16 protein-coding genes and 2 tRNA genes are annotated in these 13,214 nt (G+C 39.0%); all 18 read right to left on the reverse strand.

The window, feature by feature from the left end:
- Positions 1-24: 24 nt before the first annotated feature.
- Positions 25-711, reverse strand: coding sequence for a DUF2625 domain-containing protein (locus BKK47_RS02320; RefSeq protein ID WP_077493313.1), 687 nt, complete (start codon positions 709-711; stop codon positions 25-27).
- A gap of 47 nt (positions 712-758) precedes the next feature.
- The gene (hscB, locus tag BKK47_RS02325; protein ID WP_077493314.1) at positions 759-1,277 is read right to left on the reverse strand and encodes a Fe-S protein assembly co-chaperone HscB; all 519 of its coding nucleotides are present in this window, start codon (positions 1,275-1,277) and stop codon (positions 759-761) included.
- Positions 1,278-1,294: 17 nt separating this feature from the next.
- Complete coding sequence (gene iscA, locus BKK47_RS02330; protein WP_077493332.1) at positions 1,295-1,618, reverse strand: iron-sulfur cluster assembly protein IscA; 324 nt, start codon at positions 1,616-1,618, stop codon at positions 1,295-1,297.
- A gap of 54 nt (positions 1,619-1,672) precedes the next feature.
- Positions 1,673-2,056 (reverse strand): Fe-S cluster assembly scaffold IscU, encoded by a 384-nt coding sequence (gene iscU / locus BKK47_RS02335; RefSeq protein WP_077415449.1) that lies wholly within the window; start codon positions 2,054-2,056, stop codon positions 1,673-1,675.
- 65 nt (positions 2,057-2,121) lie between these two features.
- On the reverse strand, positions 2,122-3,336 hold the full coding sequence (locus BKK47_RS02340; RefSeq protein ID WP_077493315.1) for an IscS subfamily cysteine desulfurase: 1,215 nt from the start codon (positions 3,334-3,336) through the stop codon (positions 2,122-2,124).
- Positions 3,337-3,396: 60 nt separating this feature from the next.
- Positions 3,397-3,852, reverse strand: coding sequence for a Fe-S cluster assembly transcriptional regulator IscR (iscR, locus tag BKK47_RS02345; protein ID WP_077493316.1), 456 nt, complete (start codon positions 3,850-3,852; stop codon positions 3,397-3,399).
- 48 nt (positions 3,853-3,900) lie between these two features.
- Positions 3,901-4,635 (reverse strand): tRNA (cytosine(32)/uridine(32)-2'-O)-methyltransferase TrmJ, encoded by a 735-nt coding sequence (trmJ, locus tag BKK47_RS02350; protein ID WP_077493317.1) that lies wholly within the window; start codon positions 4,633-4,635, stop codon positions 3,901-3,903.
- 184 nt (positions 4,636-4,819) lie between these two features.
- Positions 4,820-4,895: transfer RNA gene (locus tag BKK47_RS02355), tRNA-Lys, on the reverse strand.
- Positions 4,896-4,915: 20 nt separating this feature from the next.
- Positions 4,916-4,991, reverse strand: a tRNA-Lys gene (locus BKK47_RS02360).
- A 171-nt stretch (positions 4,992-5,162) separates the two neighbouring features.
- On the reverse strand, positions 5,163-5,633 hold the full coding sequence (pal, locus tag BKK47_RS02365; protein ID WP_018355289.1) for a peptidoglycan-associated lipoprotein Pal: 471 nt from the start codon (positions 5,631-5,633) through the stop codon (positions 5,163-5,165).
- 22 nt (positions 5,634-5,655) lie between these two features.
- Positions 5,656-6,939 carry a Tol-Pal system beta propeller repeat protein TolB gene (tolB, locus tag BKK47_RS02370; RefSeq protein WP_077493318.1) on the reverse strand — a complete coding sequence of 428 codons (1,284 nt, stop codon included), beginning with the start codon at positions 6,937-6,939 and terminating at the stop codon, positions 5,656-5,658.
- Positions 6,940-6,983: 44 nt separating this feature from the next.
- Positions 6,984-8,102 carry a cell envelope integrity protein TolA gene (gene tolA / locus BKK47_RS02375; RefSeq protein ID WP_077493319.1) on the reverse strand — a complete coding sequence of 373 codons (1,119 nt, stop codon included), beginning with the start codon at positions 8,100-8,102 and terminating at the stop codon, positions 6,984-6,986.
- A gap of 15 nt (positions 8,103-8,117) precedes the next feature.
- Positions 8,118-8,537 carry a colicin uptake protein TolR gene (gene tolR, locus BKK47_RS02380; protein ID WP_077493320.1) on the reverse strand — a complete coding sequence of 140 codons (420 nt, stop codon included), beginning with the start codon at positions 8,535-8,537 and terminating at the stop codon, positions 8,118-8,120.
- A 69-nt stretch (positions 8,538-8,606) separates the two neighbouring features.
- Positions 8,607-9,299, reverse strand: coding sequence for a protein TolQ (gene tolQ / locus BKK47_RS02385; RefSeq protein ID WP_077493321.1), 693 nt, complete (start codon positions 9,297-9,299; stop codon positions 8,607-8,609).
- A gap of 4 nt (positions 9,300-9,303) precedes the next feature.
- Positions 9,304-9,726 (reverse strand): tol-pal system-associated acyl-CoA thioesterase, encoded by a 423-nt coding sequence (ybgC, locus tag BKK47_RS02390; RefSeq protein WP_077493322.1) that lies wholly within the window; start codon positions 9,724-9,726, stop codon positions 9,304-9,306.
- Positions 9,727-9,815: 89 nt separating this feature from the next.
- Positions 9,816-10,100 (reverse strand): cyd operon protein YbgE, encoded by a 285-nt coding sequence (gene ybgE, locus BKK47_RS02395; protein WP_077493323.1) that lies wholly within the window; start codon positions 10,098-10,100, stop codon positions 9,816-9,818.
- Between the two features lie 110 nt (positions 10,101-10,210).
- Positions 10,211-11,347, reverse strand: a complete 1,137-nt coding sequence (gene cydB, locus BKK47_RS02400; RefSeq protein WP_077493324.1) for a cytochrome d ubiquinol oxidase subunit II — start codon at positions 11,345-11,347, stop codon at positions 10,211-10,213.
- Between the two features lie 14 nt (positions 11,348-11,361).
- Positions 11,362-12,927, reverse strand: coding sequence for a cytochrome ubiquinol oxidase subunit I (locus tag BKK47_RS02405; RefSeq protein ID WP_077493325.1), 1,566 nt, complete (start codon positions 12,925-12,927; stop codon positions 11,362-11,364).
- Positions 12,928-13,214: the final 287 nt, after the last annotated feature.

The following is a 13,214-nucleotide window of genomic DNA, read 5'->3' on the forward strand; positions in this document are numbered from 1 at the left end:
ATATTTCTTTTCTATTTCAATAAGTTATCCCACAGAATAAGCCATTTCAAATTTATCTTTTTCAACGAAACAGGCATTATAATGGGTTTCAATATTCACTTCACGTTTTTGGCGTTGATCTATTGCTATGACTTTATCTTCATTTAAATCCGGGGTGAATACAAACACTTGGTTACCGTCAAGTTGTTTCACTTCTTCTTGCCAATTTTGCCAAAATAAGCCTTGGTAGAAAGCCTCCAGATCGCCATTTAACGCCCAAGCTAAGAATTCGGTATAAGTAAAATTCAAATTATGCCAAACTAAATCCTTTGGTGAAAAATAGTAAATTTTACCGAGATTTTCCCCTAAAGAACCGCCATTTAACGCAAAATACCCCCCAATCACATCATCTGCAACCAATAAATACTGAGGTTTTTCCCCTGATTCTTTGAAAGATTTACTAAAATTCCAATCCATCAGCCCACGTGGTAATTGAAAACTACCCGAGCCTAAAATACGCAACCAACCATAACGAATGAGAATACCACCAGTTTCATAAATCACTGCCCCCATAGGGGATGAAGTGGGCATTTGCATAGTAAACAATTCACGTTCGGCACTGGGTTGATCTTTCTTAATCATTAGACAATGATTGCGAGCCTGTTCAATCCATTTTAAAAGTGTGGGCCAAGCAGAAGCTTCTGGGGAAATCAATTGTTCGAGAGTTTGCATAATAGGATTACATCATTAAAAGTGCGTTCAATTCTCAGCACGCTTTATCATTCAAAAAAGCGTTCTTCCACACGCTCAACTTCTTCTGTAAGTTTGCGTGTAAAGCGTAATTTATCACAAAGTTGTGTAGTCTGAGCCCACTGTTGAGTTTGGATACTATAAGAAAGTGCGGTCAATAATTGCTGTGTTTCTTGACGGATTTCGGCTGCCAATGCATTCAATGCTTGTTCATCTTTTTGGCTTTCTACATTTTCCAATAGCTCACGCCATTGTAACTGCTGCATTAAAAACGCCACATCTTGCGTGCTTTTTTGTTCAATATCTTGTTGTTCACACAGATTAAGCGCAACAATCGCTTCCGCTCGAAGAATCGGATCTTTTAACGTTTTTAAGGCATCATTCACTTCCGTTGATTTTTGCATTGCTATTCTCTGCTCTGTGGCACTTGCGGAAACGAAATTATCAGGATGCAAAGCTTTTTGTAATTCCAAATAACGCACATTTAACACTTGCGTATCCAATTGGAAATCAACGGGTAAATCAAAAATTTCAAAGGGATTTAACATTATCTTTCAACTCAACATTAAACGTGGAAACTTTCACCACAACCACAGGATTCTTTCACATTCGGGTTGTTATATTTAAAGCCTTCGTTCAAGCCTTCTTTGACATAATCCAATTCAATACCATTGAGATAAACTAAACTTTTCGGATCCACAATCACCTTCACACCATGTTGTTCAAAGACTTGATCTTCCTCATTTAATACATCGACAAATTCCAATACATACGCTAAACCTGAACATCCTGATGTTTTCACGCCCAGACGCAAACCGATACCTTTTCCGCGATTATCCAAAAAAGCTTTTACACGTTGTGCTGCTTTTTCTGTTAATATAATACTCAATTCTTCCCCCAAGAGAGCAGTAAAAGTGCGGTCAAAAACAACCGCACTTTTTATTTATTCACCTTGCTTTGCTTTATAATCGGCAATTGCTGCTTTTATCGCATCCTCAGCTAAAATTGAACAGTGAACTTTCACCGGTGGCAATTCTAATTCTTCCGCAATTTGACTATTTTTAATTGCCCCAGCTTCCTCTAAAGATTTGCCTTTCACCCATTCGGTAATTAATGAGCTTGATGCAATGGCGGATCCACAACCATAGGTTTTAAATTTTGCATCTTCAATAATGCCGTTATCATTCACTTTAATTTGTAACTGCATCACATCACCACAGGCCGGCGCGCCCACCATTCCGGTACCGACAGAACTATCTTTTTTATCCATTGAACCCACATTACGTGGATTTTCGTAATGGTCGATTACTTTTTCGCTATAAGCCATCTTAACTTTCCTTTTTTAAATTCTGATAAATACCGCCTTTCATACACTTCAGGCAGCGATAGATATTAATGGGCAGACCATTCAATCGTATTGAGATCAATGCCTTCTTTAAACATATCCCATAATGGGGATAATGCACGTAATTTTTCAACCGCATTTTTTACTAAATTAACGGTGTAATCAATTTCTTCCTCGGTAGTGTAGCGACCTAGGGTAAAACGAATCGAGCTGTGTGCCAATTCATCATTCAAACCTAATGCTCTTAATACATAAGACGGTTCAAGACTCGCTGAAGTACAAGCAGAACCGGATGAGACCGCAATGTCACGCAATGACATCATTAGTGATTCACCTTCTACATAGTTAAAACTGATGTTTAAATTATTATCGAGGCGATGTTCCATAGAACCATTGACATAGGTCTCCTCAATATCTTTCAAGCCGTTATACAAACGGTCACGAAGCGCTTTTAAACGTGGCATTTCTGTTGCCATTTCTTCTTTCGCAATACGATAAGCTTCCCCCATACCCACAATTTGATGAACCGGTAACGTACCGGAACGCATCCCACGTTCGTGACCACCACCGTGAATAATCGCTTCTAAACGTACACGAGGTTTACGACGAACATATAATGCACCAATACCTTTTGGTCCATAAAGTTTATGGCTAGACATTGACATTAGATCCACCGCTAATTCGGCAAGATTAATTGCTACTTTCCCCACACTTTGTGTAGCATCAACATGGAAAAGGGTTTTATTTGCACGGCAAAGTTCACCAATCGCCTTAATATCTTGAATCACACCAATTTCATTATTTGCGTGCATAATGGAAACCAAAATCGTATCCGGACGAAGTGCCGCTTTGAATTTTTCTAAATCAATTAAGCCATCAGATTCCGGCGATAAATAAGTGACTTCAAACCCCTCACGCTCCAATTGACGACAAGTATCTAATACTGCCTTGTGTTCGGTTTTGCAGGTAATAATATGTTTACCTTTGGTTTGATAGAAATAGGCTGCGCCTTTAATCGCCAGATTGTCAGATTCCGTTGCGCCGGAAGTGAATACAATCTCACGGGAATCAGCACCAATTAAATCGGCAATTTGATTACGTGCAATATCCACAGCTTCCTCTGCTTGCCAACCAAATTTATGCGAGCGTGAAGCCGGATTTCCGAACGTGCCCTCGATGGTTAAAAATCCCATCATTTTTTTAGCGACTCGTTCATCTACCGGACAGGTTGCTGCATAATCCAAATAAATAGGTAATTTCATTTTCACTCCTAAAAATCATTCCAAATTTGACCGCACATTCAAATGTGCGACTACTTTCCTTTATGGATTCATTAATACTAAATTTTCAAAATCATGATGCGACGAATTCTTTTGGCAACGCTTACTGACAAGTTCTGCTAACGTAATTTCATTTAAGAAACTTTCAATACGATTACTTAGATCCTCCCAAAGAGTATGAGTTAAGCATTCTTTTCCATTTTGACAGTTTCCTCGACCTAAACATTTAGTCACATGGATATTTTCATTTACTGCAGAAATAATCATTCCCACGGAAATTTGATCACTTGATAATCCAAGCCTATACCCCCCACCAGGTCCACGGACACTTTTCACTAATCCGTCACGACGCAATTTAGCAAAAAGTTGTTCTAGATAAGATAATGAAATATTTTGACGTTCAGAAATATCAGCAAGACTCACCGGGCCAGATTCTGCATTTAATGCGATATCTAGCACCGCGGTCACCGCATAACGTCCCTTTGAGGTAAGTTTCATAAAGTTTCCTTAAAATTGCGCTAATGTTTACATATCCGACCAAAATAATCAACTATCTATCTTGGGCAAATCTAACCCTTTTTCAACCGCACTTAGCATGCCACGCAGAATATTTAGTTCATTTTTTTCCATATTTGCACGATTATATAAACGTCTCAGTTTCTGCATTACTCCTTGATTTTGAATAAATCCGAGAGATTGATACAGCTGTTCAGTATGATTAAAAAAATACTCCATCTCTTGAACCGTCACTGATTGGCTTTCTATCGTTTTTTCTGAAAAAGTCTGAGCAGCATTGCCATTTTTCATCAAATTTGCCATACGCAATTCATAACTAATAAGCTGGACTGCCATTGCCAAATTTAATGAAGAATAGTCAGGATTAGCCGGAATCGTTAAGTGATAATGGCATTTAATTAATTCATCATTGTACAAACCGACACGTTCTCTACCAAAAACGATAGCTACTTTACCTTGGTGCTTTGTCACTTTTTCTGCACAATCCCTCGGTTCAATTAATGTGCTCTGTAAGTGACGCAAACGTGCACTTGTTCCAATCACTAAAGAACAATCGGCCACAGCTTCATCAAAACTCGATACTATTTTAGCATTCTTGACAATATCAGCTGCTCCTGCGGCAAGTGCAATAGATTGCTCATCAACGGCTTTAGGAGAAACAAGACATAACTGAGAAAGCCCCATTGTTTTCATTGCCCTTGCTGAGGAGCCAATATTCCCGCTATGCGAGGTTTCAATGAGAACAATTCGGACGCGATCAAACATTATGCTTTATTACCTAATTAAATACTTGAGCCATTTTATCATAATAACCTTTAATTTAAGTCAAGAATTTCCTTATTTTAAAAATAAAGATTACTTATCAATAAATAACAAAAGCAGGTGTTGCTTGGAAAGAATTCAAATTCTAGCTACAACATAGGACTAAGAGATAAATTATAGAATTAGATGGTGGGTCGTGAAGGATTCGAACCTTCGACCAACGGATTAAAAGTCCGCTGCTCTACCGACTGAGCTAACGACCCATAGTGAGATCTGTATGAAGTGGTGGGTCGTGAAGGATTCGAACCTTCGACCAACGGATTAAAAGTCCGCTGCTCTACCGACTGAGCTAACGACCCACATCGCTGTAACAGAGGCGTATATTACTGATTTTATTTTTCTGTGCAAGAAAATTTTTTCTATTTTGTGCTAATTGACGGAATAGTCACCAATTTTTATAAATATAAGGGACAAAAATGCAAAAGGTAGAGATTAAATCTCTACCTTTAGAAAATCAAACTGATCTAAAATTAGTATGATAATACAGCGCGACGGTTTTTAGAGTATGCAGCTTCGTCGTGACCTAATACTGCAGGTTTTTCTTCGCCATAAGAAACAGTTGAAACTTTGCTACCTTCTACGCCTTTACCGGCTAAGAAAGATTTAACTGCATCAGCACGACGTTGACCTAAAGCAATATTGTACTCCGGCGTACCGCGCTCATCGGTGTTACCTTCAACAATGACTTTTGATGCAGGCGTTGCATTTAAGTATGCAGCGTGCGCATCTAAGATTTGAACATACTCACCTTCGATATTATATTTGTCAAAACCGAAATATACTGTGTTGTAACGTTGTTGAAGATCTTCGACAGAATAACCACCGAAAGTTTGACCGTTTGTTGCAGCACCGTTGCCAGCCGCATCGTTGCTAGAGGAACTACATGCTGCTAATGCAGCTACAGAACCTGCAACTAATAAGGATTTAACAAATTTGTTCATTAAATTCTCCTAATCACATTTTTTATTTAGTTAAATATGGAGACCAAGCTGGAAATTTTACTTGGCCGTTACTTCCTGGAAGACTCGCTTTAAAACGACCATCTGCAGAAACTAATTGTAGCACCTTTCCTAATCCTTGGGTAGAACTATAGATAATCATAATACCATTAGGTGAAATACTCGGGCTTTCACCTAGGAAAGATGTACTTAAAACTTCAGAAACACCGGTTGTAAGATCCTGTTTAACCACATTGTTGTTACCATTGATCATAACAAGCGTTTTCCCGTCAGCACTAATTTGAGCACTACCACGACCACCAACTAATGCAGCGCCACCACCGTTTGCATTCATACGATAAACTTGAGGTGAACCGCCTCTATCCGAAGTAAATAAAATTGAACTGCCATCCGGCGACCATGATGGCTCAGTGTTATTACCTGCCCCACGTGTTAATTGTGTCGGCGTTCCACCGTTTGAATTCATCACATAAATATTTAAATTTCCGTCTTGTGATGAAGCAAAAGCTAAACGAGAACCATCAGGTGAAAATGCCGGTGCCCCATTATGGCCGGAAAATGAGGCAACAACTTTACGCGCACCAGAACCTAAATCCTGAACCACCAGCTGTGATTTTCTGTTTTCAAATGAAACATATGCCAAACGCTTACCATCCGGTGACCATGCAGGAGACATAATTGGTTGAGAACTACGATTTACTACAAACTGATTATAACCATCGTAGTCTGCTACACGTACTTCATAAGGTTGTGAACCACCATTTTTTTGCACCACGTAGGCAATACGTGTTCTGAAAGCCCCACGAATAGCAGTCAATTTCTCAAACACTTCATCACTGACAGTATGTGCACCATAACGTAACCACTTATTTGTCACAGTATAGCTGTTTTGGGCAAGTACTGAACCCGCATTACCAGATGCTCCAACCGTATCAACAAGCTGATAAGAAATATTATAACCACTACCGGTCGCTGTTACTTGTCCTACAACAACCGCATCAATACCTAAAGCACTCCAAGCTTCCGGATTGACTTCAGATGCTGAAGTCGGTTTTTGAGGCATTTGAGCCACGGGAATCGGATTAAATTTACCACTATTACGTAAATCGTCCGCAACAATTTTACCAATATCTTCAGGTGCGGATCCTGCAAATGGCACGACTGCAATTGGACGAGCGCCATCAACACCTTCATCAATCACAATACGAACTTCATCTTCTGCGACAGCATTACCTACGAAAGCAAGAACGATTGCAAACACGCCTACAAGCTTTTTAATTAATTTCATTTTGTTACCCTTGAGTAAACTGATTAATACTTTCCAAAAATTAATTACTTAATATCAAAATCAATAATTGGTGCTTTATATTTATTATACACAGCATCAGACGGTGCAGCAGGAACTTTTTTTGTTCTTGCAACAGCACTTAACGCAGCTGTACAAATATCTTCTGGACCTGATACTTTTTGATACCCCAAAATCGTACCATCTCTGCCTAACTGAATTTTGATACGGCAAACTTTACCGGCAAAACTAGGATCTTTTAAGAAACGACGCTGAATTTCTCTTTTAATGACACCGGCATACTGATCACCCACTTTTCCTCCATCACCGGCACCTAGTCCTGCTCCACTGCCTTGCGTTCCCCCTTTATTGGCGTTGCCGCCTTTAGAAGCGCTACCGCCACCAACATTACCGCCATTCATAAAATCATCTAAAACAGCCTGATCTGCCTTACGTCTTGCAGCAGCTTCAGCAGCTGCCTTTGCTTTAGCATCTGCTGCGGCCTTCGCTTTGGCTTCAGCATCGGCTTTTGCTTTTGCCTCGGCTGCCGCCTTAGTTTTGGCTTTTAACTCGGCTTTTTGTTTTTCCTCTGCTTGTTTTTTTGCTTTTTCTGCAGCAGCCTGCTCGGCTTTAGCTTCTTCTTCCGCCTGCTTTGCCGCGGCAGCCAAACGTTTTGCTTCTGCCTCCGCTTTTAACTTAGCAGCTTCAGCCATCTGCTTTGCCTTGGTCTCTTCCGCCTGCTTTTTTAAAGTTTCCTGACGGGCTATTTCTAGCTGTTTTTGTTTTTCCGCTGCTTCTTGTTTCTGACGCTCAATTTCCCTTTGATGCTGAATTTCCTGTTGGCGTTTTAGCTCTTCTTGTTTAGCAATTTCTTGTTGACGAACGTCTTCTTGTTCCACTGTCGGTTTCTCCTCAACAACAGGCTCAGGCTTTTTTTGTTTATCGGCTTGACCTTTTTTATGTTGTTGGATACGCCCCCACTCTTGCGCAGCATTTCCGGTATCAACCATAACTGCACCCAGCACTTCGCCATCACCTTCACCACCGCCCATAATTTCAACAGTTTGATAGAAAGAACTCCAAATCAAAAGCCCAAATAAAGCAAGGTGCATAAGAATCGAAATGACAAACGCATTCGCTCCTTTTTTTTGTCGATTATTCTGCACGTTTTACCTACTCGATTAAATTGGATTTGTCATTAAACCAACAGATTTAATACCTGCCAAATGAAGTAAATTCAATGCTTTAATGACTTCCTCATAAGGCACTTCTTTTGCACCTCCAACAAGAAACATCGTATTATTATCTTTATCAAATTCTTGTTTTGATAGTTGTGTTACCATTTCTTCTGTCAGTCCTTCTTGACGGTCTCCACCAATAGAAAGGGCATACTGACCTATGCCGGAAACTTCCAAAATAACGGGCGTTTTATCTTCATTTGACACATTTTGACTTTGAACCGAATCAGGAAGTTCAACTTGGACACTTTGGCTAATGATCGGTGCTGTTGCCATGAAAATTAGCACAAGTACAAGTAATACATCCAAAAACGGAACAATATTAATTTCAGATTTAATCTCTTTACGTGAGCGACGAGCCATATTTTCCTCTAAAACTTCATTAAAATGACCGCACTTGTTTGTTAAAGTGCGGTTGATTTCCCTGTTATTTTAATGGGAATGTAGTGCTTTACCAAAGGCTTGACGATGTAAAATTGTAGTAAATTCATCAATAAAGTTACCATAATTTTGTTCAATCGCACTCACACGCAGACTTAAACGGTTATATGCCATAACAGCAGGGATTGCAGCAAATAAACCGATTGCTGTCGCAATTAAAGCTTCTGCGATCCCCGGTGCAACCATTTGTAAAGTCGCTTGTTTTGCACCACTTAATGCCATAAATGCGTGCATGATACCCCATACGGTCCCAAACAAACCGATATAAGGGCTTACAGAAGCAACGGTTGCCAAAAATGGAACGCGACTTTCAAGCGTTTCAACTTCGCGATTCATCGCTAAATTCATTGCTCGGGTTGTTCCTTTAATAATGGCTTCAGGTGCATCTGCATTCACTTGCTTTAAACGTGAAAACTCTTTAAACCCAACAAAGAAAATTTGTTCGCTGCCGGTTAATAAATCGCGACGATTAGATAAGCCTTCATACAATTTATTAAGATCTTCACCAGACCAAAATCTATCTTCAAAAGCATTGGCTTCCTTTAAAGCATTTCCCAATATACGGCTACGTTGAATAATAATTGCCCAAGAAATAATTGAAAATAAAATTAAAATCACAATGACAAGTTGTACAACGATACTTGCTTTTAGAAAAAGATCTAAAAAATTCAATTCTGCAGTCATCACCCTACTCCGAGAAGGTTATATTGTTTGAAAAGGCAGCTTTTATTTCAGTTGGAATTGCCGCCGGTTTCATTTTGCCAAGATCAACATAGGCTACTTTTACAGTAGCCTTTGATAGAATTACTGTTTCTCTCATCAGTCGCTGCTCAAAAAGGATTGTTGCACCTTTTATTGCCATAACTTCTGTTTCAACAATAAGATAATCATCCAGTTTTGCCGGAATACAATAGTCAATCGCCATTGATTTGACAACGAACACTGCTTGTTGTTCCTGCAATAATATTTGTTGAGAAAAATTTTGTTTTCTTAAATATTCTGTTCTCGCACGTTCAAAAAAATGCAAGTAACGTGCATGGTAAACCACTCCACCAGCATCCGTATCTTCATAATACACCCGAACTGGGAAACGAAAGATCCTTGAATCCACACGATTTTCCTTATTCAACAACCTAAGGTTGCGTATTTTAGAGTCAGATCCTACTATTCGCAAGTACTTTCAAATAGGCAAGATCGAATTTATGAATAATGTAAAACTATTAAGGATAAAAACGAGAAATAGCCAAAATAAGGGGAAAATATCGCTTTCCAAAAAGTGTGCTTAATCTCAAAGCCAATTCCGTGAATCCATGCGCAAACTCCCCCCCATAGAATGAAAAGAACTAGGAACGGGTTAGCAGTTCTTAATTGAGTAGAAAACTGATTGAAATTAAACAGAAAGACAAGCGTCAAGATAATCGCTAAGATAAATGAAAGGGTTCTAAACGAACCCTTGTTAACATATTGATAGAGAAACTGAATCATTATTCGTCAAATTGCCCTAAATTTTCTTTGTTTTTTGTGACTTTAACGCTTGCAAAAATTGCCGCTAAAATACCCACTACCCAAATTATATATAACATCTCATATCTCCTTTAGTATAATGAGTTTGTGTTTTCTTCCACAAAACGCTCATCCAAACGACCAAACATTTTAATGTATGACCAAATGGTATAAGCAAGGGAAATAACCACAAATACTAGCGCTAAGAAAAGCATCCAAGTAAGCGTTAATTCGCTAGATGTCGCATCCCACATTAACAAACTTTGTTCAGGATGTGAGCTTGAAGGCATCACAAATGGGAACATAGAAACTGCGGCAGTGATAATCACGCCAGCCATGGTTAATGAGGAGAATAAAAATGCAAATCCACAACGATTCGCTTTTGAGAAAACCACATTCAATAATGCACTTGCCACGGCTAATGCAGGGAAAATCCATAAAATAGGCATCTCATTAAAGTTTCTGAACCATGCTCCAGTTTCAACTGCAACTTCTTTACCTATAGGAGAAGATGGTGCAAAGTGATCAACTGTACTGGTGACAACATAACCCTCTTTGAAGTATAGCCACACCCCAGCAAGAACAAACGCGATTAAAGTGACAAATGCACCAATTTGGGTTATCGCACGAGCTCGATCTCTTAATTCTGAGGTCGTTTTCATTTGTAGCCAATTTGCGCCGTGTGTTACAAGCATCGCTAAGCTAATCACACCGCATAGCAAGGCAAATGGATTTAATAATGCAAAGAACGAACCGGTATAAGTTACCTGTGCGATTTCGTTAAATTCAAATGGAACACCTTGTAGTAAGTTACCAAATGCCACACCGAAAACTAACGCTGGGACAAAACCTCCGGCAAACAAGCCCCAATCCCATACTGTACGCCATGTCGGGTTATCAATTTTTGCACGATATTCAAACCCGATTGGACGGAAGAAAAGTGCAGCTAACACCAACACGAGTGCAATATAGAAACCAGAGAATGATACCGCATAGACAATTGGCCATGCTGCGAACACCGCACCACCAGCTGTTAATAACCAAACTTGGTTACCATCCCAGTGAGGGGCAATTGAGTTTATCATAATACGGCGTTCCACTTCTTTTTTACCGGCAACAGGTAAAAGTGCGGTCACCCCCATATCAAATCCGTCAGTTACAGAGAAACCGATCAGCAATACAACAACTAACACCCACCAAATAAAACGTAGAAATTCATAATCAATCATAATTCGTCTCCTGCTTATTTAGATGATTGTTCAAAGTAGTATTTACCGGTTTTCAATGCACTCGGACCTAAACGTGCATATTTAAACATTAAATACATCTCAACAATGATAAACGCCATATAAAGAGCACAGATTAAACCAATAGAGAACCAAAGATCTCCTACACCTAAATTTGAAGCGGATACCCCTACCGGTAACACTTCATAAATTGCCCACGGTTGACGACCATACTCGGCTAAGAACCAACCACATTCAATGGCAATCCAAGGTAAAGGTAAGCTCCATAACAATGCTCTTAGTAATAATGGACTTTGTGTCACTTTGTTACGTAGATTTTGAACAAACGCACCAAATGCTAATAATGCGAGTAAACCACCAACAGCAAGCATTGCACGGAATGCCCAGAAGTTAGGACCGACATTTGGAATGGTATCACGAGCAGCTTGTTTAATTTGTTCTTCTGTCGCATCCACTACTTTATCGGTATAGCGTTTTAGCAATAAACCAAATCCAAGATCTTTTTTCACTTCTTCAAATTTTGCTTTCGTTTCAGGATTAACTTGACCCGATGCTTTTTTCTCTGCTTTTAATTGAGTGAAAAGATCATAAGCCATGATACCACTGCGTACTCTTTGCTCATTTAAAGCTTGGAGTTCTTTTAAACCTGTGATTTCTTTATCAAAAGAACGGGTTGCAACAATACCGCCAATCATTGGTACACTAATTTCGAAATCATTTTTCATTTCAGCCGAGTTAGGAATGGCTGCGATATGAAATGCGGCCGGTGCAGGTTGGGTCTCAAACTCAGCTTCCATTGCTGCCAGTTTCACCGGTTGTGCTTTACCAATATCATAACCGGACTCATCACCAAGAATTAATACGGAAATAGAAGCAATAAAACCAAAGGTTGCAGCGATAGAGAAAGAACGTTTTGCAAATCCAAGATCACGACCTTTTAATAAATAGTATGCGCTAATTCCTAACACGAAGAATGCACCCGTTACATAACCGGCAGAAAGCGTATGTAAGAATTTACTTTGTGCAACCGGATTTAACCATAAATCCATAAAGCTGGTCATTTCCATACGTACAGTTTCAAAATTGAATTCTGATGCAACCGGATTTTGCATCCAACCATTTGCAACAAGAATCCACATAGCGGAGAGATTTGAACCAAACGCAACACAGTATGTGGTCAGTAAGTGTTTACCTTTAGATAAACGATCCCAACCGAAGAAGAATAAACCAACAAATGTTGATTCTAAGAAGAATGCAAGTAATGCCTCAATCGCCAACGGCGCACCGAAAATATCACCCACATAGTGAGAATAGTATGACCAGTTAGTACCAAATTGGAATTCCATAATGATACCTGTAGTCACCCCAAGGGCAAAGTTAATACCAAATAACTTACCCCAGAATTTTGTCATATCTTTATAAACTTCTTTGCCTGTTACAACATAGGTGGTTTCCATAATTACCAATACGAAAGTCAAACCTAATGTTAAAGGGACAAAAATGAAGTGATATAACGCAGTTAAAGCAAACTGCAAGCGAGAAAGTTCAACAACGTCTAACATCTCAACCTCTTGTAAAAATTACAAGTCATTCACTATGATTAATAAAGACCATCCTTTAAATAATCACCCCAAATACCTAATTAAACTACTTAATCCAATTAAGCAAATACTAAATCACCACACATAATAAATCTTTTTGAGAATTACACTAATACAATAAAATGATGAATTATGAAGCAGATAACTCAGAACGGGTATCATTTTACTACTAATCATAAGGATAAAAAACAGCTAAAATGTTAGCTCGCTCACATTTTTGATATAAACTAGAAAAAATTTTGGTGATT

Origin of the sequence: Rodentibacter mrazii (assembly GCF_001998825.1) — a bacterium.
Classification (GTDB): domain Bacteria; phylum Pseudomonadota; class Gammaproteobacteria; order Enterobacterales; family Pasteurellaceae; genus Rodentibacter; species Rodentibacter mrazii.